Genomic DNA, 23813 nt, shown 5'->3' with positions numbered 1-23813 from the left:
CCGGTCAGAACAGGGCCAGGCCGAGGGTGAACAGGGCGCCGAAGACGAGTTGCAGGCGGCCGGTCTGCTGGAGCGTCGCGATGAGCGCGGGGCCGGTCGCCCCCGAGCGGACCGTCCTGATCGGGGTCACCACGAGGGGGAGCGCCAGCACGGTCAGCGCGGCGAACGGCCTGACCGGCACCAGGGCGAGCGCGAACACGAAGGGCAGCACCAGGGTCGCCGAGTAGGCCAGGCGCGTGCGGCTGTCACCCAGCACCACGGCCAGCGTGCGCTTTCCTGAGGGGCCGTCGGTCACGATGTCGCGCAGGTTGTTGACCACGAGGAGCGCGCAGGCGAGCAGCCCCACGGGCACGGCGGCGGCCAGCGAGAGCCAGGTCAGCCGCTCCACCTGGACGTACGTCGTCCCGGCGACGGCCACGAGGCCGAAGAACACGAAGACCGAGATCTCCCCGAGCGCGCGGTAGCCGTACGGGCGGGAGCCTCCCGTGTAGAACCAGGCGGCCAGGATGGAGGCGAGGCCGACGAGCAGCAGCCACCAAGCGCGGGTGGCCACCACCAGGACGAGCCCGGCGACCGCGGCGGCGAGGAAGCAGCCGAGAGCGGCGGCGAGCACCTGCTTGGGGGCCGCGACGCCCGAGCCGACCAGCCGCAGGGGCCCCACCCGGTCCTTGTCGGTGCCCTTCACGCCGTCGCTGTAGTCGTTGGCGTAGTTGACTCCGACCTGCAGCGCCAGCGCGACGAACAGCGCGAGCAGGGCTCGCCACCAGACCGCGCCGTCCTCCGCGACGGCGGCTCCGGTGCCGACGGCGACCGGGACGACGGCGGCGGGCAGCGTACGGGGGCGTGCGCCCGCTAACCATTGAGCTGGGGTGGCCACGTGACTCCCTTTTCCTACCTGTGCGTAGCCGGTGAAGGCGTACCTAGTTTGGCCAATCCCCCATCTTCTCGTGACAGCGGGGTTGGCGGAGGCGACGCCCCCGGAGGCGGAAGCCGTACGGACGGGCAGGAAGGGAGGTGACTCAGCTGATGTCGGTGGTGAGGCGGATCATCCTGATCGGGCGGCCCATGTCGAGGACGCGCTCGGCCTCGTCCTCGCCCCAGCCGGCCGACTCCAGGAAGCCGAGCATCGGGTGGTTGTCGGCGAAGACCCAGGTGACCACCGTGTTGTAGCCGTCCTCGCGCAGGTGGTCCACCGTGGCGTTGAGCAGCCTGCTGCCGTGTCCACGCCTGATGTGGTTGGGATCGACGAGCAACGTCATCAACTCGGCCGTCGTGGCCGGGTGAAGGTCCGGGTCCTCGGCGGGTCCGTGCGACGCCAGCCCCACGACCCGGTCGGAGGCACGCTGCGCCGCGGTCGCCAGGATGCCGCCGGGCCCGAGCGCCGTGAACGCGTCGGTGTCGGGCACCACCCGCTCGACGGCGACGAGCAGGCGGTGACGCGGCGTGGGCGGCGAGAGGATCGCCTCCTCCCACTGGCGGCGCCACATCTTCTCCGCCGCCGGCCCGGTCATTTGCTCCAGCGGGATCGGTGGCAGGAAGTCGCGATAAACCGCCTTCCACGCCCGGATCTGGGTGCTGGTCACCGCGTCGACGTCCTCGAGGCGGGCAGCTCTGACACCCATTCGGCGGGCTCCTTTCTTAGCCTGTAACACCGTACTGGTCAGGAGGGCCTCGGCGTACCTTCCGCCTGGCGTCGTGCCCGATATGCCCGGGTTTTTGTGCGGTTTCCGCAGACGCGCATGGAGCACCAGGAGCGAGACCGGTTTTTCGAGGAGTCGATGAACGCCCATTGACAGGTGCTCTCGGCGCAGACCTTCAGCCGTGGCCAGGTGCCGTCGGCGTGGGCCGCCGGGATCAGCGCCGCGAGCCGCGCGAGCCCGCCCGCCACTCCGGGCGCCACGGGCTCGAGCGTCGGCGTCCCCGCCGAGAGCACCACGCGAACCGGCAGTCCCGCCAGCGCCGCGTCCAGTCCCTCGGGAACCTCGTACGGATCCCCGTCGTGGTTGCCGCGCAGCGCGGCCCGCAGTCCTTCGCGAAGCTGGGTCGCCACCGCGAGGTCTTCATCGGCGGCGCGGTCGTCGTCGCCGATCAGTCCCCGTTCGCGCAGCCAGACGGACAGCTCGGCCGGCGAGGCCAGCTCGTCGGCGTCTCCCTCGACGTCGTAGGTGTTCACGAAGTCGCGGAGCAGCTCCGCCGGGCCCGTCATGATCGATCACCCCTCGTGACCACTGTACGACAGTCGGAGGTCGCGAAATACCAACACCACCGCAAGCGTTTCACTGGTGTCGGCTATTCCGGGAGGATCTCATGACCATCGGCTACCTGGCCCATCTGGCACTGCGGAACAAGGAGCGCCGCGAGCGCCTGTCGCGCGACGCACGGCGAGAAGAGCGCCGTGAGGAACGCCGATCCGGCCGCGAGCGCCACTGACCCAGGCGGCTAGAGACCGAGCCGCCCCACCGCGGTCCGCCAGTTCTTGGCGATCGCCTGCTGTGCCTTGGCGAGCGGCACCTCGCCGTGGCACACGGCCCTCCAGAGGGTGAGCTCGACCGCGTCCTTGTCGGCCGGGGTCTTCCCCTTGCCCGCCAGAACCGGCTGGGGCCACAGGTTCTTCACGCTCTTCGGCGACCCGCCCAGGGACAGCGGGATGAGGTGGTCCTCCTTGTAGTGCGAGGGCTTCCTGTCCGCGTAGCCGTACTGGGCGATCTGCGTGACGCGCAGCGCGTTGGCGTAGCTCGCCGGAGGCGCGACCTTCCTGCTGTAGCCGGACGCGCAGATCGTGGACTTGATCGTCGCCTGAGTGACGGCGGGGTTACGGGCTCCCGGCTGGCACTTCGGGTCCGGCAGCGGCAGGTACTTCTGCGAGCACTTCGACCCCGCCGGCTTCGTGGTCGGCGTGGGCTTCGGGGTCGGCTTGGCCGTCGGCTTCGGGGTCGGCTTCGGGGTCGAGCCGCCGGAGGAGCCGGTCGGCTTCCACCGCCAGTAGGAGCCGTCCTGCACACAGCGGTAGGAGTCGCCGTCCTCCGAGGTTCCGCTCCTGCCGTGGGCGGCCGCCGGGCAGAACGCGCCGGGCGTGACGCATTCCCAGTGGTCCCCGACCTGGCGGTAGCAGCCCGCCGAGGCGGAGGAAGTCCCGGCGGAGGCGGCCTCGGCGGCGAACGGGACGACGAGCAGGCCGGCTGACGCGAGCACGGCGCATAACGCGATCAGCAGAGAGCGGACGCGCATGGTGTCTCCTCTGTGAAGGGGGGTTGAGAGCGACAGAGAAGAGACGGTTCAGCCGGGGCGTAGGTTCACTGGTGGGGCTGATGTGACTAAATCGAGCGGGACAGGACAGGGGCGAGGCGGCGGATGCCCTCTTCCAGTTCGGCCAGGCCGGTCGCGGCCGTGTGGGTCAGCCGCAGCCGGGGCCCCGGGGGTTCGGAGGGGTAGTAGATGCGCCCCGGGCTCACCTGCACGCCCTGCGCCTGCGCCGCCTCGACCACCTCCGCCTCGTCGGTGCCGGGCGGCAGCCGTACCCAGATGTGCAGGCCGCCGGGAGGCGCCAGGTGCACCTCGGCGGCGGTCGCGTGGCGGGCGAGCCCCGCCAGCAGCGTGGCCTGCCGTACGCCGATCTCCTGCCGGACGGTGCCGAGGTGGCGCCGCCAGGCGGTGGACGCGACGAACTCGAGGGCCGTCTCCTGAAGGGGCCGGGCGACGAAGAACGACTCCACCACCTGGCAGGCCCGCAGGCGGTGTGCGGCCGGGCCCCGCGCGGTCAGGGCCGCCACCCGCAGGCTGGGCGAGGTGATCTTGCTGAGCGACAGGACGTGGACCACCGTGCCGTGGGTGTCCATGGTCACCATGGGCGGCGGGACCGGGCCGGTGGCCAGATATCGCGCGTAGTCGTCCTCGATCACGAACGCCCCCGCCGCCCGGGCCACGGCGAGCACCTGCTCCCTGCGCTCGCGGGTCAGCGTCGCCCCCGTGGGGTTGTGCAGCGTCGGCTGGCAGTAGAACACCCGCGCCCCCGTCATCGCGAACGCCTCCGCGAGCAGGTCGGGCCGTACGCCGTCCCGGTCGAGCGGCACCGCGCTCGCCCGCAGTCCGGCCGCCTTGGCCGCCGCGAGCGCTCCCGGGTAGGTGGGGGTCTCGACGAGGATCGGCGAGCCGGGAGCCGCCAGCGCGCGGAACGCGAGGGTGAGCGCCGACTGCCCGCCGCTCACCACGAGCACGTCGTTCTGCGTCACCGCGCCGCCGACCTCCGTGGCGAACCACCGGCGCAGCTCCGGCAGGCCGTTCAACGGGGGCATGCTCCACGACTCCGGGCGGCGTACGGCTCGCGCGGCCGCCGCGGCCAGCGCCTTCACCGGGCGCAGTTCGGGGTTGAGATAGCCGCCGGTGAGCGGCACGACGCCGTCGGGGGGCTGGGCCAGCAGGCTCGCCGTCGCCGAGTCGTCCACCACCCGGTCGCCCAGGGCCACGGTCTGCCACGACAGGTCGGGCGCCTCCGCGACCGGCCGCCGGGCCTGGGCCACGAACACGCCCGCCCCAGGGCGGGTCACGACCCGCCCCTCCGCCGCGAGCTGCGCGATCGCCCGCGAGACCGTCACCGGGCCCACGCCGTGGCGGCGCATGATCTCCCTGCTGGACGGCAGCCGTTCGCCCGGCCGCGACCGTTCCGTCTCGTCCCGGAGTATCGCGGCGAGACGGGCGATACTGCTATCGTCGTGCATGAAAACGGACAATAGCGCTATCGACCACCTTCCGATAGCGGACGCCCCTCGCCGCCTGGCATGGCGGGGCAGCCTCCTGGCGGGCGCGGGCGTGCTGTCGTTCTCTGGGTCGTTTCCTGGGACCGTGTTCGCGATGCGGGGGTTCGATCCGTACCTCGTCGCGATCGGACGCGCGGCGGTCGCGGCGCTCGCCGCGGTGATCTGCCTCAAGGCCGCCGGGGCGCCGCTCCTGCCGCCCCGCGCCCACCTGCGGTCGTACGCGTTGATCGCGCTGGGCGTGGTCCTCGGGTTCCCGCTGTTCAGCGGTCTGGCCCTGGACGGCGGCGCGAGCACGGCCCACTCGGCCGTCGTCATCGGCCTGCTCCCGGCCGCCACGGCCGCGTTCGCGGTGCTGCGGGCGGGGGAGCGGCCGCGGCGCCTGTTCTGGGTGGCCTGCGCGGCGGGCGCGCTGTCGATCACCCTGTTCACCCTGACTCGGGGGACCGGCCGCTTCGCCGGTGCGGACGTGCTGCTCGTGCTCGCCCTGCTGTCGGCCGCCGTCGGCTACACCGAGGGCGGCCGCCTCGCGCGGGAGACGCCCGGCTGGCGCGTCATCTCGTACGCCCTGGTGCTCGCGGCCCCGCTCACCGTGCCGGTGACGGCGGTGCTGGCGGTCACCACGCCCATGGAGCCCTCGGCCGAGTCGCTGGCCGGGTTCGCGTACGTCGGGCTGGTGTCGATGTTCCTCGGGTTCATTCCGTGGTACGCCGGGCTCGCGATGGGCGGGATCGCCCGTGCCGGGCAGATCCAGCTCGCGCAGCCGCTGCTCACGCTGGTGTGGGCCTGGCTGCTGCTGGACGAGGAGATCGGCGCCGCGACGATCGTGGCGGCCCTGGCCGTGCTCGTGTGCGTCGCCGTCACCCAAGGCAGCCGGACACGACGCAGCCGTCGGCGGGACGGTGTGGGCACTTGATTGATGTGACGGTACGGCGCAGGATGAGGCTGTCAGTGTTACAAGGTGAAGTTACGTAAAGCGAGCCGGTCACAATCGCGCGGGATGGTGAGGCGATGTCGGACGTCGTGGTTCCTGAGGGTGGTTTCTGGCCGGCGCCCGAGATTCCGCAGCCCAACATCTACCCGATGGAGTGGCGGGTGGAGACCGAGAAGCTCGCGGCGATCTACGAGAAGTCCAAGCGCATGGTCTGGAACCCCGCCGACCTGCCGTGGGACCTGCTCGACCCCGCGGAGTTCACGGCCGAGCAGCGGCTGGGGATCATGTACTGGTTCTCCGTGCTGGCCAACTTCGACGCCTCCGGCCCGGCCGTCTTCGCCCGCGCCACCATTCAGGCGTTCGAGAAGCACGAGGAGGATCCCGTACGCAAGTGCTTCTTCTCGATCACCCGTGACGAGATGAACCACGAGGAGTGCTGCCAGCGCTCGATCGCGCGGCTGTGGCCCGGCGGTCCGCTCGACTGGCAGCCCTCCACCGACCTGGAGCGGGCGGCGCACAACAACATCGGCTGGCTCTACCACAACGGTGGGCGCTACTGGAACGGCTACAACGCGGCCGTGGGCAAGTACTCGCTCGCCGTGCTGTTCACGAGCTTCATGATGGGGGAGATGGCGGCCTCCACGTTGTTCCGCGGGATGGCCTCCGGCACCGAGCACCCCCTGTTCTCGGACATGTTCCACAAGATCGGCCGGGACGAGTCGCGTCACCTCCAGATCTGCATGACGATCCTGGAGAACGAGTGGCCCGGGCTCACCGACGACGTACGCGGCCTGATCACCCGGCAGTTGCGCGCCGGGTTCGTGTTCCTGTCGATGATCCTGTGGGAGCCGCCCGAGGGCTTCTGGGAGCTCCCGCCGTACTTCCTGCACAACCATCGCGTGCTGATGGACCAGGCGCGGGAGGGCGGCCTCGGCGTGCTGTCGTTCGAGGAGCAGGCCGACAACTGGCGGGTGGCGATGGCCCGCGTACGCGCGATCGTCGAGCGATGGGGCATCGAGTTCCCCGCGATCCCCGAACTCGACATCGACGGCGTGGCGGTCGACGTCATCGACCCGGAGGACATCATCCCGGTGTTCTGAAGCCCGGTGTTCTGAAGCCCGGTGTCGCGATGCGCAGGGCTGCGATCAGGGCGACGACGGCGGGGTGACCGCCGGCGCCCCGGCGGAAGGCGACGCGGGTGCGGCGGCGCATCGACAGCGCGGTCAGCGTGACGCCTTCGGGCGGGTCGGCGGCTCCCAGCTCCGGCACGAGAGCCACGCCCTGCCCGACAGCGACCATCGCGAGGACCGTCGCGAAGTCGTCGATGTGGTGGCGTACGCGAGGGGAGAAACCGGCCGCCTGGCAGGCGCGTACGGTCATCGCGTGGCAGAGCGTGCCCGGGGTGGAGGCGATCCACGGCGCGTCCCGGCAGGTGAGGAGCGTGGCCGCGTCCCCCTCTCCGCTGACGTTGTGCATGGTGGCCAGGTACATGGGTTCGTCGAGGAGGGGGACGGCGTCCAGGGCGAGATCGGGCTCGGCCGGGACGAAGTCGTACTCGTGCACCAGGGCCACGTCGAGCTCGCCGGCGCGCAGGCGGGGCGCGACCTCGGCGGGGTCGACCTCGTCCACCATCGGATCCAGGCCCGGGTGGCTCTGCGCGAGCGCCGCCAGGGCCGAGGGGAGGATGGCGCGGGTCGCCGTGGGAAAGGCGCCGATCCGCAGGGTCCCGGCCAGGTTGGTTCCGGACAGATCGGTCCTGGCCGCGGCGAGTTCCGCCGCCGCCTGCTCCAGCCGTTCGAGCACGGCCTCGGCGTGCCGCACCAGCGCCACCCCGGCGGGGGTGAGCACGACCCGGCGTCCGGTGCGCTCCAGCAGGGCGACCCCCGCCTCGCGTTCCAGCGCGGCGAGCTGCTGGGAGACGGCCGAGGGAGTGAACGTCAGCGCCTCGGCCACCGCCGCGATCGTGCCCCGGTAGGCGAGCTCACGAAGCAGGCGGAGCCTGCGGACATCAAGCATCAGAGCAGGCGGAGCCTGCGGACATCGAGCATCAGCTCAGCTTAATGGTTTCGACAGAAAGGCGAACTGGACCTACACGGTTGCTCGCCGGAAGGATCGCGGTATGACTCTTTCCGGCATCCATGTCCCGCTGATCACCCCCTTCGCCGAGGACGGCGAGATCGCGTTTGAAGCGATCGAGGGCCTGGCTTACAGCGTGCTCGACGACGGCGCGTCCGGGATCGTCGCGCTCGGCACCACGGCGGAGGTCGCCACGCTGGCCGAGGAGGAACGGCGTGCGGTGATCGAGATCTGTGGCCGGGTCTGCCGCGAACGGGGCGCCACGCTCACCGTCGGCGCGGGGTCCAGCGACACGCGGAGCACGGCCGAGGCGCTGCGCGCGCTCAAGGGAGAGGCGGACGCGGCTCTGGTGACGGTTCCGGCGTTCGTCCGCCCGTCCGAGGCCGGCGTGCTCGCCCACTTCACCGCGCTGGCCGAGCAGACCCCGGTGCCGCTGGTCGTCTACAACATCCCCTACCGCACCGGGCAGTCGGTGGGCGTGGCCACGCTGCGCCGGCTGGGCGAGCTGCCCATGGTGGCCGGGGTCAAGCACGCGGTCGGCGGCGTCGACCTCGACACGGTCGCCCTGCTCGCCGACCCGCCGGAGGACTTCGCGGTGCTCGCCGGGGACGACCCGTTCCTGTCCGCGCTGCTCGCCCTGGGCGCCTCCGGCGGCATCCTCGCCTCCGCCCACCTGTGCACCGGCGAGTTCGCCGAGCTCGTCCAGGCGTGGCGCGCCGGAGACGTCGAGCACGCCCGCGCCCTCGGTCACCGGCTGTCGCTCATGTCGGCGGCCATGTTCGCCGAGCCCAACCCGACCGTCCTGAAGGGCGTCCTGCACGCGCAGGGCCGCATTCCCACCGCCTCCGTACGGCTCCCGCTCGTCCCGGCGAGCCAGGCGTCGATCGAGGCGGCCCTGAGGATGCTCTGAGGGCAGGACCTTTGGAGATAATCCGCAAGCGGACGAATTGATAGCCTGGGTGCATGACCGCCATGGCACCCTCGCGTAACGAGCCCGACCTGTCCTTCCTGCTCGACCACACCAGCCACGTGCTGCGAACGCAGATGGCGGCGGCCCTCGCCGAGATCGGGCTGACGGCGCGGATGCACTGCGTGCTCGTCCACGCCCTGGAGGAGGAGCGTACCCAGATCCAGCTCGCCGAGCTCGGCGACATGGACAAGACCACGATGGTGGTCACGCTCGACGCCCTGGAGCAGGCCGGCCTCGCCGAGCGCCGGCCGTCCAGCACCGACCGGCGCGCCCGGATCGTCGCGGTCACGGAGAAGGGTGCGGAGGTGGCGAAGCGGAGCCAGGAGATCGTCGACGGGGTTCACCGGGCCGCCCTCGGGTCGCTGCCGGAGGAGGAGGCGGAGGTGCTCGTACGCGCGCTGAACCGGCTGGTCACGGGGCATCTGGCCACTCCGGTGGAGGTGCCGCAGGCGGTGCGGAGGGCGCGCCACCGAGGCTGATGGGTCCGTAAGGGATCGTCTACAACAAAACTATCTGCTACGGTTTTTCCTGTTCCTCATGAACAGGAGGCGACCCCATGTCGCGCATATCCCGATCCCGCTGGCTCGTGCTGGGAGTGCTGTCCGCCACGATGCTGATGACGGTGCTCGACGGCAGCATCGTGACCGTGGCCATGCCCGCCATCCAGCGGGATCTCGGCTTCGCGCCCGCCGAGCTGAGCTGGACCGTGAACGCCTACCTCATCGCGTACGGCGGACTGCTCCTGCTGGCCGGCCGGTTGGGCGACCTGATCGGCCGCCGGGCCATGTTCCTGGCGGGCAACGCCGTCTTCGCCGCCGCCTCCCTGCTGGCCGGAGCGGCCACCGGGCCGGGGATGCTGATCGGCGCCCGGTTCCTCCAGGGCGTCGGCAGTGCCATGGCCTCGGCGGTCGTGCTCGGCATCCTGGTGACGACCTTCACGGACGCGGGGGAGCGGGCGAAGGCGATCGGTGTCTTCAGCTTCACCGGCGCCGCCGGGGCGTCACTGGGCGCGGTGCTCGGCGGAGTCCTCACGGACGCGCTGGGCTGGAACTACATCTTCCTCATCAACGTGCCGATCGGCGCGGTCACGATCGTGCTGGCGCTCCGGGCACTGCCCGCCGATCGGGGGCTCGGCCTGTCGGCGGGCGCGGACGCCTTCGGCGCCCTGCTGGTCACGGCCGGTCTCATGCTGGGCATCTACGCCGTGGTCCAGATCGAGCGGTACGGCCTGCGCTCCCTGTGGTTCGGCGCGGTGTCGCTCGTGCTGCTGGGTGCGTTCCTCGTTCGCCAGGCGACCGCCAGGACCCCGCTCATGCCGCTGCGGATCCTGCGCTCGCGCGCCGTCGCCGGGGCCAACCTCGTGCAGGTCCTGGCGCTGGGCGCGATGTTCGCCTTCCAGGTCGTCGTCGCGCTCTTCATGCAGCAGGTGCTCCGGTATGGCGCGCTCGACACCGGCCTGGCCATGCTCCCGGCGGCGCTGGCCATCGCGGGGGTGTCGCTGTTCGTGTCCCCGCGGCTGAGCACCCGCTTCGGTGCGCGTGCCGTGCTGCTGGGCGGCCTGGTGCTCCTGATCGGCGCGATGGCCTGGCTCACCCGCGTCCCGGTCGACGCCCGCTACGTGACCGACCTGCTCCCCGTGATGGTGCTCATCATGGGCGGCGGGCTGGTGCTCCCGGCGCTGACCACGCTCGGCATGTCCGATGCCCGCTCCGACGACGCGGGCCTGGTCTCGGGGTTCTTCAACACGACCCAGCAGGTGGGGATGGCCGTCGGCGTCGCGCTGCTGTCCACGCTGGCCGCCTCCCGTACGGAGGGGCTGCTGGCGAGTGGGGCGAGCGAGGCGGTCGCGCTGACCGGTGGCTACCGTCTGGCCTTCACGGTCTCCCTCGCCCTGCTGGTCAGCGCCCTCGTGGCCGCATACGTCGTCCTGCGACGGCCCCGGGCGGACGTGGAGCGGACGGCGGCGCTCCAGCCCGAACGGCGTGCCCCCGCCCTGTGACTCCACGACGTGAGGGCGTGCGGGAAACACCGCTTTCCCGATGATCCCTTGTCAGGCTGTTCCTGACGTCCTAGCCTTTGGGTCGGGCGTCAGGAACAGCCTGACACATTATCCCCTTGGAGAGCGACATGCCGGCTCCTTCTCTGGCGGAACAGGACATCCGCTGCTCGTTCTGCTCCAAGCCGAAGACCGAGGTGGCCAAGGTGATCGCCGGCCCCGGCGTCTACATCTGCAACCAGTGTGTCGGGCTCTGCGCCGAGATCCTGGCGGCGGAGTCCGCCGGGACTCCGGAGATCTCGTACACCGAGAGCATGACCGTCGAGCAGATCCTGGAACTCCTTCCGCGTGTCGCCGAGGTGAGCGCACAGGTCGAGGACAACCTGCGGATCTGGGTCCAGCGGGCGCGTGATCGGGGCGCCACCTGGGCCAGGATCGGCGCCGCGCTCGGCATGACCCGGCAGTCCGCCTGGGAGAGGTTCTCCGGCGAGGAGTGACGCTCGCTCAGGTGGATTGTCGGAGGGCGACGGCCCCTGGGTGTGATCTTCAGCGTGGCCTTTTTCCACGGGCTCGACCCGGCGGAGGTGGTGCGCCGCCTCAGCCGGGGCGAGGACTCCGGCCAGGAGTCCGACTTCGCCGGGCTCGATGACAAGGTGTACGAGTTCGTCGAGGAGACGGACACCGGCATCTCAGCCCTACCCTGAAATGTCGGCGGTGCGAACTAGGGTTCGGCCATGACCACGGGTGCGAATCTCTTCTCCTCGGTCGGCCGCGTCGTGGTGCTCGTCGACGATCCCGACGAGGCGCTGGCCTTCTACGGCGACGTCCTCGGCTTCACGGTCCTGCCGGCGGCGGTTCGAGGCGGATGCCGAGCTGGGAATAGAGCTCCAGTTGGTCGTAGTAGTCCCGATCCGTGATGATCTTGCCGTTCTCGACCGCGCAGGCACAGCTGCCCCGGACCGTTATACGACGGCCCGTCGCTGCTGCCACCCTGCCGCCCGGCAACAGGAGCGGGCCCATATGGGTGCCGGTCATCGTGTACTCGGTGAAGGCGGGGTCCTCGCAGGGGGCCTTGTACCAGGCGGTGTAGCAAATGTCGGGGAAGACCTTGCAGAGGTCCTCGTAGCTCCATGCGATCTGCTCACGGCCCTCCGCGATGCCTGTGGGGCTGACGTACACGGCGTCGGGCGCGTAACAGTCCAGCACGTCGTAGAGGTCGTGACGGTTGATCGCGGCGAAGAGCCTGTCTTTGAGCTCTCGAGCGCTCGGCATCGTCCTGGCCACCTCCTGAGCGCTCCGATATCCGACAGCGTCGCAGAGACCTCCTTCAAATCTAACAAGCGCTTCGTCGCGGGGTGTTCGTGCCGGTGGCGTAATCTGCAATATCTGTGTCGTTGACGCCATCAAGCCCTGGTCGGGAGGATTGAGGCATGCAGCGACGCGTGGTCATCGTGATCTTCGATGGCTTCCAGATGTTCGACCTCGCCGGGCCTGCCGACGTCTTCACCACGGCGAATCTGCTCGTGCCGGAGCCCGGCTACCGGGTCGAGGTGACGGCCGTGCGCGCGGGGGCCGTACCGGCTCAGAACGGGATCACGACGCTCGCGGAGACTCCGCTCGGCGAGGTCGTGGGGCCGATCGACACGTTGCTGGTCGTGGGCGGGCTGTCGGTGCCGGAGCACCTGCGCGATCGGGAACTGGTCGCGGGCATCGCCCGGCTGGCGGCCGGGGCCGGGCGCGTCGCCTCCGTCTGCAACGGCAGCTTCCTCCTTGCGGAGGCCGGGCTGCTGGGCGGCAGGCGCGCGACCACCCACTGGCTGGTCGCGGATGAGATGGCCGACCGCTATCCGGACGTCGAGGTGGACGCCGATCCCATCTACATCCGCGACGGGAACGTCTGGACCTCGGCCGGGGTCAGCTCGGGAGTGGATCTCGCCCTGGCGCTCGTGGCCGACGACCACGGCCACAGGATCGCCCGGAACGTCGCCCGCGGACTCGTGGTGTACCTGCATCGTCCGGGCGGGCAGAGCCAGTTCAGCGCCCCCATGCGGGCCGCCGTCCCGCGCGCCGAGCCGCTCCGCGAGATCCAGGCGTTCATCGACGCCAACCCGGCCGAGGACCTGAGCGTGCCCGCGCTCGCCCGGCGGGCGGGGATGAGCGAGCGGCACTTCTCCCGCGTCTTCACCGAGCAGACCGGGGTCTCCCCCGGCAGGTACGTCGAACGCAGCAGGGCCGACGCCGCCCGGCGGCTGCTGGAGACCACCGGCCACCCCCTGGACAGGGTGGCCAGGGAGTCGGGACTCGGCGTTCCCGAGACCCTCTATCGGGTCTTCCGCCGCCACTGGCGCGTCTCACCCGGCGACTACCGCCGCCGGTTCCGATCGAAGGAAGGCAGCAGATCATGAACATCGTCATCCCCCTCTATCCCCGGTTCACCGCGCTCGACGCCGTCGGGCCGTACACGGTGCTGGCCTTCGCGCCGGGCTGCACGGTCACGTTCGTCGCGGCCGAGCTCGGGCCGGTGCTCGACGACCGGGGGAGCCTGAGCCTCGCGGCCACCGCGTCGTACGACGACCTGCCCGCGCCGGACGTGGTCGTCGTGCCCGGAGGACCCGGGACGATCGAGGCGCTGTCCGACTCGGAGCTGCTGGGCTGGATCGCGCGGGCCCACGAGCGCACCCGGTGGACCACCTCGGTGTGCAGCGGCTCGTTCCTGCTGGGCGCGGCGGGGCTGCTGAAGGGCCGCAGGGCGACGACCCACTGGGGATGGCTCGACCAGCTCGCCGGATTCGGGGCCGAGCCGGTCAGCGAGCGTGTGGTGATCGACGGCAAGGTCGTGACGGCGGCGGGTGTGTCCTCCGGTATCGACATGGCCCTGACCCTGCTGGCCGAGATGCGCGACGAGGAGACGGCGCAGGCCGTCCAGCTCGCGATCGAGTACGACCCGCGGCCGCCCTTCGAGGCCGGCAACCCGAAGACCGCCCCGGCGGGCCTGAGCGACAAGGCGATGGCTCTTATCTGATCGGAGACCGGAGGCACCCGGAGATTGCGGCGGGCGCCGGGGGATCCGTGTGCGAGACGATCTTGCGGGCGGCGTCGACGCGACCAGCCATGAGGTCGGGTCAGGGGCAGCTCGGGGCTGAGTCCGGGGCGATCCCTGAGGGCGGGCAAGCCGGGGAGCTGCGATCTTGTTCCGCATGACGTTTGAGCCTTCTTCCACCTATCGTTCGATTGCCCCCGGGTCGCGGCGACGCAGGCGAACGTGGGCGGTGCTGTCGTTCGCGGCCGCTGCCGCCGTGGTCATCGGTGGGGCCGCGCCCGCGTCGGCCACGCCTGCCACGCACCCGGCTGCCACAATCAGGCGTGCCGACGACTCATTGCCCAAGTTGAACCCCCAGGCGCTTCAGCAGGCGATCTCCAGCGCACCCAACCGAGTGACGGGCGTACTCGCACGGGTCAGCGGACCCGCCGGGAAGTGGACGGGGACCTACGGAGTCGCCGACATCACCACGCAGCAGCCGGTTCCGCTCGACGGCCGCTTCCGTCTCGGCAGCGTCACCAAGACCTTCATCGCCACCGTGATGTTGCAACTGGCCGCCGAACACCGCGTCGACCTCGACAAGCCCGTCCAGCACTACCTTCCGGGCGTACTGCCCGCCGGCTACCCGCCGATCCCGGTTCGCACCTTGCTGAACTTCACCAGCAGCCTGCCCGAGCTGACAGCCGACGACATGCCGTCCACGCCCGACGCCATCGTCCAGCACCGCTTCGATGACCACCCGCTGTCCGAGCTGGTCGCCAAGGCCGTCCGTCATGACCGGCCTTTCACTGAACCGGGCAGCATGCAGGTCTACGGAGCCACCGGCTACTACGTCGCAGGAATGCTCGTCGAGAAGCTCACCGGACACAGCTACGAGCAGGAGATCATCCGACGCATCCTGCGCCCGCTGCACCTGCGGCACACCACCGCTCCCGAGACCGACCCCACCATTCCCGGCCCCCACGCTCATGGCTACCTCGCGGTCCCCCAACCCGACGGAGAGAGCAAGCTGGTCGACGTGACCGACCAGAACCCTGGCGCGGGCGGCATGATCTCGACCACCGCCGACCTCGACCGCTTCCTGACCGCCTTGTTCCGGGGGCGGCTCCTGGCGTCGGCCCAGATGAAGGAACTGCTCGCCGTCCCCGGCGTACCGTACCTGGGCGGATCCGACCAGGACCCGGGCCATGGCAAGGCTTACTACAGTGCGGGCTTGATGCGTGTCACGATTCCCGGCAGCGACGGCCGCCCGGGCGTGACCGTATGGGGCAAGACCGGCAGCACCTACGGCTACACCGACGGCATGTTCACCACCTCCGACCTTCGCCGCCGCCTGGCGTACTGCTTCAACCCCGTCACAGGCGGAGGCAACGACATGGCCCTGGTCAACCAGATCATCACCGCCGCCTTCGCACCGTGAGCGGGTGAGGTTCCCCGACCGCCCGGCTACCTCTTCGCCGCCAACGACTCCGGTGCCCCGCGCCCCACTGTCGTCATTTCCGGGGTGTCGACGGCCACGGCGAAGAGCTGTACTCCCTCGCCAGCGTGCCGCACGCGCCGGCCTGCGGGCTCAGGTGGCACCGCCTCGCCACGGAACACGGCGCCGACAGCCACTGCGGCCTCGGCAACATCGCCCTGACGTCTTCGGTGGTCTACGACTGGCTCGCCGGCGTGCTGACCGGCCCGTCGTAGCCCGCGCTGCGCCGTCTGATGATGCTCTCGACCACGACCAGGTTGACGACCCAGCCCAGCGTTTGTCCGATCGAGGTCGCGAGTTCTCCCATCGACCCCGCTCCGCGGAAGGGGATCTGGGCCATGGGCGGCCCGGTACGCGAGGCTACCGGGTGGCATGCGTGACACCATAGAGCGCCGAGCGGATCACGAAGGGTGAAAACTCGATCTCTCTCCGTCGAGATCCTGTCGGCTGTCCCCGCCTGTGTAATGCCGACGTGCATCCTTTGGCCAGTTCTCCGGGGGAGACACATAGGAGCCGCGTTGGGGAACGGTGTAGACCCAGCCTTCCTCTCGAAGTACGGCTATGGCTCGTCGCACGGTTTAGCGAGCCACGCCATATTGCTGCACCAGGCTCGTCTCGCTCGGTACTGAACGGCGGGGTGCCAAATCCCCCTGTCTTATTCGCTCTGCGATTTCCTGGGCGATCTGCCGGTAAAAAGGGATCGAGCGAGGTGCTGTGGCTTTTGTGCCGGAGCCGCCGGCGAACGTTCCCTGGCCGTGGACCGTGTAGACGAGACCTTCGTCCCGAAGCAGCCGCAGGGCCCGGCGTGCGGTGGTCCGCGCCACGCCGAACTCGCGCTGAATGGCCGCCTCGCTGGGGACCGGCGAGCCGGGTGAGAGGTCTCCAATCCGCCGACGCAGGATCTCGGTCACCTGAAGGTAGAGATGCGTGTCGCCGTCGTGGTCAAGCACGCCACTACGTTAGGAGTCGGACGCCCCGATGCGACGCGTCTTCTCGAATCGCATGATCAGTCCTGCGGCCAGTTATCCGGAGATGACACATAGGTGCCGCGATGGGGGACGGTGAAGACGTAGCCCTGGTCCCGCAGGAACCCGACGGCCTGCCGCACGGTCACCTTGGCCACGCCATAGTGCTTCATGAGTGCTTTCTCGCTGGGGATCGCGCGGTTCGGCTTGAACTCCTGCCGCCGGATGCGTTGCGCGATCTCTTCGCCGATCTCCTGATAGAGGGGTTTCTTTCGGCGCACACGCGGAGCGGCCTGATCGCCGACGAAGGTGCCCTCGCCCTGAACCGTATAGACGAGACCCTGCTCGCGTAGCTCCCGCGCCACCCGGCGGGCCGTCGTCCTCGCTATGCCGTACTCGGCCTCGAGTTGCGCCTCGCTCGGCATCGGATTGCCGGGTGCCAGTTCGCCGGTGTCGATGCGTTCTCGAAGGATGTCGGCGATCTGCTTGTAGACAGGTACGGGTCCATCTCGGTCGAGCACAGAGAAACCATAGACCGAAACAGACATCGCCGCACAAAATAAGACATCATAAGGCCGCGATAGATACGAGCAACTAGACCTACTGTGACGACGGAACTTATAGTAATGGCCCTGCTACTCGTCGTATGGAACCCGGCGCCAGGCGGTGTCGGTGACGATCACGTGGTCGAGGAAGCGGAGGCCGACGGTGTCGGCGGCCTCGTGGAGGCGGGCCGTGACCTCGACGTCGGCGGGGCTGGGGTCGAGCGATCCGCTCGGGTGGTTGTGGGCGAGGCCGAAGGCGGCCCCGCCGGAGAGGAGGACGGTCGTGACGATGTCGCGGACGGGCGCGGGGGTGTGGTCGCTGCCGCCCTCGGTGACCACGGCTCTGCGCAGCACGGCGCCGCGGCCGTCGCACACGACCACGACGAGCCGCTCGCGCGGCTGTCCGTGCAGCAGGGGAGCGGCAGCCGAAGCGATGTCGGCCGAGCAGGTGATCCGGCTTCGCTCCGGCTCCGCCTGGGCCCGCCGTACGAGATGGAACGCGGCCGCCACGCGGGCGGCCTTGGCGGGGCCCACGCCGGGGACGGCGAGCAGCCGATGGGCCTCGGAGCGGGCCAGTTCCCCGAGGTCGCCGCAGTGGGCGATGACCTGGGAGGCGAGTTCGACGGCGCTCACGCCCCTGCTGCCCGAGCCGAGCAGCAGGGCGAGCAACTCCCTGTCGGCGAGCGCCGCGGCCCCCGACGCCAGGAGCCGCTCACGCGGCTGGTCGGCCAGGGGCATGTCCTTGACGCGCATCGGCACCTCCGGATGGGGGATCCGGATCGGTTGTACCAGTGGGCACCGACAGTCAGAGGGGGCTGGGAATGCCGTAGACCAGGCGGAACCTGTCGCCGGGCACCACGGCGTCGCTGGTCTCGACCGGGCGCTCCCCGGCCCAGTACGTGCGCTCGATCTGGAGCACCTGGACGCCGGAGGGGAGCTCCAGCAGGTCGCTCTCGGTCGGCTGGGGGACACGGATGAGCACGGTCTCGCTGATCTCGGTGAGCGGCAGGCCGCTCGCCGCGAGCCGGAAGGCCGCGCTCCTGCGTTCGTACGTGCCCTCCTCGGGCCCCTGGTTCTGCCCGCGCTCGACCGGTTCGTACGAGGTGAGCAACTGCACCGGGCGGCCGTCCCCGCGGAAGACGTAGCGGGTTCTGATCACCGGGCTGCATTCCCCGACGCGCAGCCGGTGGGCGATGTCGGGAGGGGCGTCGGCGAGCTCGCTGCGCCAGTTCCAGCTGGGTTGTCGCCCGCCCGCCTGCATGTCGCTGGCGAAGGCGGCGTGCGGTTCGGGAAGACGGCTGCGGTGGAGCGGGAGCAGGATCGGTTTCTCCCGCACCCGATGGCCGGACCCCACCCGGCCGAGGATGAGGCCCTCCTGGGCGAGCACGCGCAGTGCGTGGCGGGCGGCCGTCTCTCCGACGCTGTACTTCCGGGTGATCTGGTGCCGCGAGGGGATCGGTGCGCCCGGGGGGAGCGTGCCGTCGACGATCTGGCGGCGAATGTCCTCGACTACGCGCAGGTAGACCGGATCAGAGTTTGCCATCAATCCATCCCTGAGGGGGTGACGGGTCTTCCAAATCTTGGCGTATTCGCCGGGCGACCGAGAGTGACGGAGATGGCCTGTGACTCCAACTTTGCCTGGTGAAAGGGCTGCTAATGGGTGATTGTGCCGCTAAGCGGCCAGGTGCTGATATTCCCCTCCCGCCGCCCTATCACGGCATCCATGCCAGCCCTCCCAGGGACGGGCACAAGAGGATCAACTGGGTGAAGCCCACCAACCGCAGCGACCGCGTACGGGTGCGCCGCCACACGTGTGAGTGCAAGGCGACGATCTACGAGCTGTGCTCGGCGGGCGGACTGTTGTTCATCCGGCGGACGAAACGGGGCAAGAAGGTGGAGATCCGTGAGACCGAGCGGCTCGTCGCCGCGCGGATGGAGGAGCTGTGGGTGCGGCTCCTCTCCGGGGAGGTCCACTGATCAAGGTCGCCCGGCTGCCGGTTCGCTGGGTGACGGGGTGCCAGGAGGCGCAGAAGCTGCCGTTCGCGGCCTTCCGGAAAAATTTCGCCAGCGGCGTGTAACGTCCGCGTAAGGAGCGGCGATTCCCGGTTAGAGGTCGCTGATGTGTGTACCCCCGAGCACATATCGGCGGCCTCTTCCGCTGCCGGCGGTCCCACGGGCGCTACTGGACATAACGGGGTGGCGAGGTCCATCACTCCTGCGGATCCGGGTACCGTTCGGTCTATGGCATCGCCTACCGGAACTTCCGACGCCCCCTTCGGCCGCACGCTGACCGCTATGGTCACGCCGTTCACCTCGGACGGCACCGTCGACTACGAGGGCGTCCAGCGGCTCGCCGCCTATCTGGTGGACGAGCAGCGCAACGACGGCCTGGTCGTCAGCGGCACCACGGGGGAGTCTCCCACCACCTCCGACGAGGAGAAGGACCGCATCCTCCGTGCGGTCGTCGAGGCCGTGGGCGACCGGGCCACCGTCGTGGCCGGCGCCGGCAGCAACGACACGCGGCACAGTGTCGAGCTGGCCGAGGCCGCCGAACGCGCGGGTGCGCACGGTCTCCTGGTGGTGACCCCCTACTACAACAAACCGCCGCAGGAGGGCCTGCTCCGGCACTTCACGGCCGTCGCGGACGCGACCGGCCTTCCGGTGATGCTGTACGACATCCCCGGCCGCGCCGGGGTGCCCATCACGACCGAGACCCTGTTCCGGCTGGCCGAGCACCCGCGCATCGCCGCGGTCAAGGACGCCAAGGGCGACCTGTTCGCGGGCTCGCAGGTGATGGCCTCCACCGACCTCGTGTTCTACTCCGGCGACGACCTGCTGAACCTGCCGTGGCTCTCGGTCGGCGCGGCGGGGTACGTCAGCGTGGTGAGCCACGTGGTGGGCGCCGAGCTGGCCTCGATGGCCGACTCCTACCGGTCCGGTGACGTCGAGAACGCACTGGCCGTCCACCGTCAGCTTCTTCCGGTGGTTTCGGCGATCATGACGCGCACGCAGGGGGCGATCATGGTCAAGGCGGCGTTGAAGCTGGTGGGCCAGGACGCGGGGTACGTCAGGCCGCCGCTCGTGGACGCCACGGAGGCGCAGGTCACAGCGCTTCGGGAGGACCTCATCACAGGGGGCCTCAAGCTTGTGGATTAGATCAGCAGATGGAGCCGAATGAGCGACTTGATCAGAGAAAACGAAGATAGGGAACCGCGCGTGAGCGCGCACGGCGAGCGGTGCGGGGCGGAGGGCGCGGAATGAGTCACCCGCATCCCGAACTCGGGCCACCTCCGCCGCTGCCGGAGAACGGCCTGCGCATCGTCGCGCTGGGCGGCCTCGGCGAGATCGGCCGCAACATGGCGGTCTTCGAGTACGACGGCCGCCTCCTCGTGGTGGACTGCGGCGTGCTGTTCCCCGAGCCGGACCAGCCGGGCGTGGATCTCATCCTGCCCGACTTCGACTACATACGGGGGCGGCTCGACGACATCGAGGCGCTCGTGCTCACGCACGCCCACGAGGACCACATCGGTGCGGTGCCGTACCTGCTGCGGGAGCGGCGCGACATCCCGATCGTCGGCTCGCGGCTGACGCTCGGGCTCATCGAGAGCAAGCTGACCGAGCACCGGATGCAGCCGGTCAAGGTCGAGGTGATCGAGGGCGAGCGGCGCTCGTTCGGGCCGTTCGAGTGCGAGTTCGTCTCGGTCAACCACTCGATCCCCGACGCGCTGGCCGTGGCGGTCCGCACCCCGGCGGGCCTCGTCCTGCACACCGGCGACTTCAAGATGGACCAGCTTCCGCTGGACGGGCGGCTGACCGACCTCGGGGCGTTCGCCCGGCTCGGGGGCGAGGGCGTCGACCTGCTGATGTCCGACTCCACCAACTCGGAGGTGCCGGGCTTCGTCACCAGCGAGCGGGAGATCGCGCCGGTCATCGACGAGGTCTTCCGCGCCGCGACCAAGCGGATCATCGTGGCGAGCTTCGCCTCGCACATCCACCGCGTCCAGCAGATCATGGACGCGGCCGAGAAGCACGGCCGCAAGGTCGCGCTCATCGGCAGGTCGATGGTCCGCAACATGGGCGTGGCGCGCGAACTCGGCTACCTGAAGGTGCCCGGGGGCCTGCTCGTGGACTCCCGGGAGATCGAGGAGTGGCCGCCGGAGGACGTGGTGCTGATCTGCACCGGCTCCCAGGGCGAGCCGATGGCGGCGCTGTCGCGCATGGCCAACCGCGACCACCCGATCAGGATCGCCGAGGGCGACACCGTCCTGCTCGCCTCGTCGCTCGTGCCGGGCAACGAGACGGCGGTCAGCAAGGTCATCAACGGCCTCAACCGCTGGGGCGCGCGGGTGGTCCACAAGGGCAACGCGCGGGTGCACGTTTCCGGCCACGCCGCCGCGGGCGAGCTGCTGTACGTGCTCAACCTCACCAAGCCGTCCAACTTCATGCCCGTGCACGGGGAGTGGCGGCACCTGCGGGCGCACGCACGGCTGGCCGAGCTGACCGGCGTGCCCGGGGAGAACATCGTGATCGCCGAGGACGGCGTGGTCGTGGACCTCGTCGACGGCCAGGCGAGGATCACCGGTGCGGTCCCGTGCGGGTACGTCTTCGTGGACGGCACCTCGGTGGGCGACATCACCGACGTGGCGCTCAAGGACCGGCGCATCCTGGGCGACGAGGGGTTCATCTCCGTCGTCGTCGTCGTGGACTCCACCACCGGGAAGCTCACCGGCGGGCCGGAGATCACCGCGCGCGGCTCGGGCATCGACCCCGACGCCTTCGACGCGGTCGTCCCGCAGATCGAGGCCGCGCTGCAGGAGGTCGCCGCGTCTGGAGTGGCCGACGAGATGCAGATCCGCCGGACCATCCGGCGTACGGTGGGCCGCTGGGTGAGCGACACCTACCGCCGCCGCCCGATGATCATCCCGGTGGTCGTCGAGGTCTAGGGAACAATCCCGTTGTACTCGGAGACGGGCGTGGCGTAGCGTCCCGCCCGTGTCCGAGGTGAGGATCATCTACCGCAAGTACGGCGGATCGCTGCACTGGCACCACCACGCGCGCGTGCTGGGCGAGGACGAGCACGGAGTCTGGGTCGGCTGTCCCTCCGGGATGATCGCCCAGCGGGGGCACGAGCGCCCCACGGTCTTCGAGTTCGCGTCCGTCATCCTGTTTCCCCGCGACGCGTGGTGGACGGCGGCGTTCAACGCGCCGCCGCACAAGGCGGAGATCTACTGCGACATCACTACCGTGCCGGTCCGGGCGGACGGCCGGATCACGATGGTCGACCTCGATCTCGACGTGCTCCGGATGCGCGACGGGCGGCTGATCCTGGACGACGAGGACGAGTTCGCCGAGCACCAGGTGCGGTACGCGTACCCGGAGGAGATCATCCGGCAGGCGGAGCGGTCGGCCGCCTGGCTGATGGAGGCCGTGGGCGCGCGTACCGGCCCCTTCGGCGGCGCCCACGACCGTTGGCTGTCCCAGGTCACTTGACCCGGGATCACCTGACCGGGGCCGGCTCGTCCACGGTCTCAGGGATCACCTTGGGCACGCCGCGCAGCGCGAACGGCGCGGCGACCGCGAGCACGAGCAGGATGGCCGCGCCGGTCAGCACGGTGACGTGGATTCCCTCGACGAACGCCTGCCGTGCGGCCTGGGCGACGGCCCCCGCGGCGTCGCCCGGGAGCGCGGCGGCGGCCTTCAGCGCGCCCGCCAGTGTGTCGCGGGCCTCGGCCGCCGCGCCCTCGGGCAGGCCGGGCGGCAGCGCCAGGCCGTTCCGGTAGGCGCTGGTCAGCACGGTGCCGAGCACGGCGATGCCGAGCGCGCCGCCCATCTCCTGGGCGGTCTCCGAGATCGCGCTCGCCGCGCCGGCCCGCTCCTTGGGCACCGAGGCGAGCAGCGTGTCGCCGGTCACCGCGAACGTGAAGCCCATGCCGACGCCCTGGATGAGCATGGCGACGAGCATGTAGAGGTAGGGCGTCTCGGTGTCGATCCGGCTGAACAGGATGAACCCGATCGCGGTCAGCACCAGCCCGAGGCTGACGACCGGCCCGCGTCCCCACCGGTGCACGAGCACCCCCGACAGCGCGCCGCCGACGCCTCCGGCGAGGCCGCCGGGCATGCCGGCGAGCCCGGCGGTCAGCGGCGACCAGCCCATGACGAGCTGGAAATACTGAGCGAAGACCACCGACATGGCGAGCATCGCGAAGATCGCGACCAGTTGGGCGCCGACCGTGGCCGCGAACGCGCGCCGCCGGAACAACGCCACATCGATCAGGGGCTCGGCCAGCCGGGTCTGCCGGCGGACGAACACGACCAGCGCGGCGATCCCGATCACCGCCGCGACGATCACGGGAACCTGCGCGACACCGCCGGTCGCGGCCTCCTTCATCGCGTAGATCAGGCCGAGCACGCCCACGGCGGACAGCGGGACGCTGACGAGGTCGAGCCTGCCGGGACGGGGGTTGCGCGACTCGGGCAGCACGACGAGCCCGGCGGCCAGGACCACCACGACGACGGGCACGTTGATCAGGAACACCGAGCCCCACCAGAAGTGGTCGAGCAGCAGGCCGCCGACGATGGGCCCGAGGGCGAACCCCACGGCGGAGACGCTGCTCCATATGCCGACGGCCGTGGTCCGCTCCTTCGGGTCGGGGAACACGTTGCGGACCAGCGACAACGTCGAAGGCATGATCGTCGCGCCGGCCACCCCGAGCAGGGCGCGGGCGGCGATCAACAGCGGGGCGTTCGGCGCGTACGCCGTCAGCAGCGAGGTCGCGCCGAAGGCGGCCAGGCCGATGAGCAGCAGGCGCCTGCGCCCGATCCGGTCGCCGAGGTTGCCCATGGTGATGAGCAGCGCGGCCAGCGCGAAGCCGTAGATGTCGGCGATCCACAGCAACTGGGTGGCGGTGGGCGCCAGGTCCTCACCCAGTTTCGGAAGGGCGAGGTGCAGCACGGTGAGGTCGATGGACAGCAGGAGCACGGCCAGGCAGGCGATGACCAGCGTGCCCCACTTGCGGGAGGTGTCGTTCATGGCCGCCAGCGTGCGCCCGTACGCTGACG

Annotated in this window: 29 protein-coding genes; 16 read left to right on the top strand and 13 right to left on the bottom strand. The window is 70.3% G+C overall.

Features of this window, described 5'->3' with window-relative positions; translation table 11 throughout:
- Positions 1–4: 4 nt before the first annotated feature.
- The 3 genes from ACQEVJ_RS33550 to ACQEVJ_RS33540 all read right to left on the bottom strand — a co-directional run bounded on the left by ACQEVJ_RS33550 (position 5) and on the right by ACQEVJ_RS33540 (position 2206).
- A complete protein-coding gene (locus ACQEVJ_RS33550; protein WP_433108095.1) occupies positions 5–877 on the bottom strand; it encodes a 1,4-dihydroxy-2-naphthoate polyprenyltransferase in 873 nt (290 codons plus the stop codon).
- 142 nt (positions 878–1019) lie between these two features.
- On the bottom strand, positions 1020–1622 hold the full coding sequence (locus ACQEVJ_RS33545; protein ID WP_193203682.1) for a GNAT family N-acetyltransferase: 603 nt from the start codon (positions 1620–1622) through the stop codon (positions 1020–1022).
- A gap of 38 nt (positions 1623–1660) precedes the next feature.
- Positions 1661–2206 carry a CGNR zinc finger domain-containing protein gene (locus ACQEVJ_RS33540; RefSeq protein ID WP_433108093.1) on the bottom strand — a complete coding sequence of 182 codons (546 nt, stop codon included), beginning with the start codon at positions 2204–2206 and terminating at the stop codon, positions 1661–1663.
- Between the two features lie 101 nt (positions 2207–2307).
- On the opposite strand from ACQEVJ_RS33540, the gene ACQEVJ_RS33535 reads away from it, so the two are divergent.
- On the top strand, positions 2308–2430 hold the full coding sequence (locus ACQEVJ_RS33535; protein ID WP_433108091.1) for a hypothetical protein: 123 nt from the start codon (positions 2308–2310) through the stop codon (positions 2428–2430).
- A gap of 9 nt (positions 2431–2439) precedes the next feature.
- Here the strand turns inward: ACQEVJ_RS33535 and ACQEVJ_RS33530 are convergent, their stop codons facing one another.
- Both ACQEVJ_RS33530 and ACQEVJ_RS33525 read right to left on the bottom strand, forming a co-directional pair.
- On the bottom strand, positions 2440–3228 hold the full coding sequence (locus ACQEVJ_RS33530; RefSeq protein ID WP_433108089.1) for a hypothetical protein: 789 nt from the start codon (positions 3226–3228) through the stop codon (positions 2440–2442).
- Positions 3229–3314: 86 nt separating this feature from the next.
- Complete coding sequence (locus tag ACQEVJ_RS33525; protein ID WP_433108087.1) at positions 3315–4715, bottom strand: PLP-dependent aminotransferase family protein; 1401 nt, start codon at positions 4713–4715, stop codon at positions 3315–3317.
- Between ACQEVJ_RS33525 and ACQEVJ_RS33520 the strand changes: the two genes are divergently transcribed.
- Both ACQEVJ_RS33520 and ACQEVJ_RS33515 read left to right on the top strand, forming a co-directional pair.
- The gene (locus ACQEVJ_RS33520; protein WP_433108085.1) at positions 4714–5667 is read left to right on the top strand and encodes a DMT family transporter; all 954 of its coding nucleotides are present in this window, start codon (positions 4714–4716) and stop codon (positions 5665–5667) included. The genes ACQEVJ_RS33525 and ACQEVJ_RS33520 overlap by 2 nt on opposite strands.
- A 95-nt stretch (positions 5668–5762) precedes the next feature.
- On the top strand, positions 5763–6785 hold the full coding sequence (locus ACQEVJ_RS33515; RefSeq protein WP_433108083.1) for a hypothetical protein: 1023 nt from the start codon (positions 5763–5765) through the stop codon (positions 6783–6785).
- On the opposite strand, the gene ACQEVJ_RS33510 is transcribed toward ACQEVJ_RS33515, so the two are convergent.
- Positions 6769–7701 carry a LysR family transcriptional regulator gene (locus ACQEVJ_RS33510; protein ID WP_433108081.1) on the bottom strand — a complete coding sequence of 311 codons (933 nt, stop codon included), beginning with the start codon at positions 7699–7701 and terminating at the stop codon, positions 6769–6771. The genes ACQEVJ_RS33515 and ACQEVJ_RS33510 overlap by 17 nt on opposite strands.
- 103 nt (positions 7702–7804) lie before the next feature.
- On the opposite strand from ACQEVJ_RS33510, the gene ACQEVJ_RS33505 reads away from it, so the two are divergent.
- The 6 genes from ACQEVJ_RS33505 to ACQEVJ_RS33480 all read left to right on the top strand — a co-directional run bounded on the left by ACQEVJ_RS33505 (position 7805) and on the right by ACQEVJ_RS33480 (position 11644).
- Entirely contained in the window at positions 7805–8671 is an 867-nt protein-coding gene (locus tag ACQEVJ_RS33505) for a 4-hydroxy-tetrahydrodipicolinate synthase family protein (RefSeq protein ID WP_433108079.1), read from the top strand.
- A 53-nt stretch (positions 8672–8724) separates the two neighbouring features.
- Positions 8725–9210 (top strand): MarR family winged helix-turn-helix transcriptional regulator, encoded by a 486-nt coding sequence (locus ACQEVJ_RS33500; protein WP_433108077.1) that lies wholly within the window; start codon positions 8725–8727, stop codon positions 9208–9210.
- 77 nt (positions 9211–9287) lie between these two features.
- A complete protein-coding gene (locus ACQEVJ_RS33495) occupies positions 9288–10730 on the top strand; it encodes an MFS transporter (protein WP_433108075.1) in 1443 nt (480 codons plus the stop codon).
- A gap of 128 nt (positions 10731–10858) precedes the next feature.
- Entirely contained in the window at positions 10859–11224 is a 366-nt protein-coding gene (locus ACQEVJ_RS33490; RefSeq protein WP_433108073.1) for a ClpX C4-type zinc finger protein, read from the top strand.
- 15 nt (positions 11225–11239) lie between these two features.
- Positions 11240–11431: a hypothetical protein gene (locus ACQEVJ_RS33485; protein WP_433113123.1), complete on the top strand. Its 192-nt coding sequence runs from the start codon at positions 11240–11242 to the stop codon at positions 11429–11431.
- 30 nt (positions 11432–11461) lie between these two features.
- Entirely contained in the window at positions 11462–11644 is a 183-nt protein-coding gene (locus ACQEVJ_RS33480) for a VOC family protein (protein WP_433108071.1), read from the top strand.
- Here the strand turns inward: ACQEVJ_RS33480 and ACQEVJ_RS33475 are convergent.
- On the bottom strand, positions 11562–11999 hold the full coding sequence (locus ACQEVJ_RS33475) for an ester cyclase (RefSeq protein ID WP_433108069.1): 438 nt from the start codon (positions 11997–11999) through the stop codon (positions 11562–11564). The two genes, ACQEVJ_RS33480 and ACQEVJ_RS33475, sit on opposite strands and share 83 nt — an antisense overlap.
- 158 nt (positions 12000–12157) lie before the next feature.
- Between ACQEVJ_RS33475 and ACQEVJ_RS33470 the strand changes: the two genes are divergently transcribed.
- The 3 genes from ACQEVJ_RS33470 (at position 12158) to ACQEVJ_RS33460 (ending at position 15187) form a co-directional block, all read left to right on the top strand.
- The gene (locus ACQEVJ_RS33470) at positions 12158–13132 is read left to right on the top strand and encodes a GlxA family transcriptional regulator (protein WP_433108067.1); all 975 of its coding nucleotides are present in this window, start codon (positions 12158–12160) and stop codon (positions 13130–13132) included.
- Positions 13129–13749, top strand: a complete 621-nt coding sequence (locus ACQEVJ_RS33465; protein WP_433108065.1) for a DJ-1/PfpI family protein — start codon at positions 13129–13131, stop codon at positions 13747–13749. The genes ACQEVJ_RS33470 and ACQEVJ_RS33465 overlap by 4 nt, the downstream gene beginning before the upstream one ends.
- Positions 13750–13924: 175 nt before the next feature.
- The gene (locus ACQEVJ_RS33460; RefSeq protein WP_433108063.1) at positions 13925–15187 is read left to right on the top strand and encodes a serine hydrolase domain-containing protein; all 1263 of its coding nucleotides are present in this window, start codon (positions 13925–13927) and stop codon (positions 15185–15187) included.
- A gap of 232 nt (positions 15188–15419) precedes the next feature.
- Here ACQEVJ_RS33460 and ACQEVJ_RS33455 read toward each other — a convergent pair whose 3' ends face one another.
- The 5 genes from ACQEVJ_RS33455 to ACQEVJ_RS33435 all read right to left on the bottom strand — a co-directional run bounded on the left by ACQEVJ_RS33455 (position 15420) and on the right by ACQEVJ_RS33435 (position 18297).
- Positions 15420–15584 (bottom strand): hypothetical protein, encoded by a 165-nt coding sequence (locus ACQEVJ_RS33455; RefSeq protein ID WP_433108061.1) that lies wholly within the window; start codon positions 15582–15584, stop codon positions 15420–15422.
- 238 nt (positions 15585–15822) lie between these two features.
- Entirely contained in the window at positions 15823–16194 is a 372-nt protein-coding gene (locus tag ACQEVJ_RS33450) for a GntR family transcriptional regulator (RefSeq protein ID WP_433108059.1), read from the bottom strand.
- Between the two features lie 56 nt (positions 16195–16250).
- The gene (locus ACQEVJ_RS33445) at positions 16251–16757 is read right to left on the bottom strand and encodes a GntR family transcriptional regulator (RefSeq protein WP_433108057.1); all 507 of its coding nucleotides are present in this window, start codon (positions 16755–16757) and stop codon (positions 16251–16253) included.
- Positions 16758–16844: 87 nt separating this feature from the next.
- Positions 16845–17507, bottom strand: a complete 663-nt coding sequence (locus tag ACQEVJ_RS33440; protein WP_433108054.1) for a JAB domain-containing protein — start codon at positions 17505–17507, stop codon at positions 16845–16847.
- Between the two features lie 52 nt (positions 17508–17559).
- Positions 17560–18297, bottom strand: coding sequence for a GntR family transcriptional regulator (locus tag ACQEVJ_RS33435; protein WP_433108052.1), 738 nt, complete (start codon positions 18295–18297; stop codon positions 17560–17562).
- Between the two features lie 221 nt (positions 18298–18518).
- On the opposite strand from ACQEVJ_RS33435, the gene ACQEVJ_RS33430 reads away from it, so the two are divergent.
- From ACQEVJ_RS33430 to ACQEVJ_RS33415, 4 genes are all read left to right on the top strand, one after another.
- The gene (locus ACQEVJ_RS33430) at positions 18519–18731 is read left to right on the top strand and encodes a hypothetical protein (RefSeq protein WP_433108050.1); all 213 of its coding nucleotides are present in this window, start codon (positions 18519–18521) and stop codon (positions 18729–18731) included.
- Between the two features lie 264 nt (positions 18732–18995).
- The gene (gene dapA, locus ACQEVJ_RS33425) at positions 18996–19910 is read left to right on the top strand and encodes a 4-hydroxy-tetrahydrodipicolinate synthase (protein WP_433108048.1); all 915 of its coding nucleotides are present in this window, start codon (positions 18996–18998) and stop codon (positions 19908–19910) included.
- Positions 19911–20011: 101 nt separating this feature from the next.
- Positions 20012–21697 (top strand): ribonuclease J, encoded by a 1686-nt coding sequence (locus tag ACQEVJ_RS33420; protein WP_433108046.1) that lies wholly within the window; start codon positions 20012–20014, stop codon positions 21695–21697.
- Positions 21698–21746: 49 nt separating this feature from the next.
- Positions 21747–22244 carry a DUF402 domain-containing protein gene (locus ACQEVJ_RS33415; RefSeq protein WP_433108044.1) on the top strand — a complete coding sequence of 166 codons (498 nt, stop codon included), beginning with the start codon at positions 21747–21749 and terminating at the stop codon, positions 22242–22244.
- Positions 22245–22251: 7 nt separating this feature from the next.
- Here the strand turns inward: ACQEVJ_RS33415 and ACQEVJ_RS33410 are convergent, their stop codons facing one another.
- Positions 22252–23784, bottom strand: a complete 1533-nt coding sequence (locus ACQEVJ_RS33410; RefSeq protein WP_433108042.1) for a DHA2 family efflux MFS transporter permease subunit — start codon at positions 23782–23784, stop codon at positions 22252–22254.
- Positions 23785–23813 lie beyond the last annotated feature (29 nt).

The sequence above is a fragment of the Microbispora sp. CA-102843 genome (assembly GCF_050936215.1).
Classification (GTDB): Bacteria; Actinomycetota; Actinomycetes; order Streptosporangiales; family Streptosporangiaceae; genus Microbispora.
Note: the sequence above shows the minus strand (reverse complement) of the source record. Positions and strands in the feature narration are given on the sequence as shown.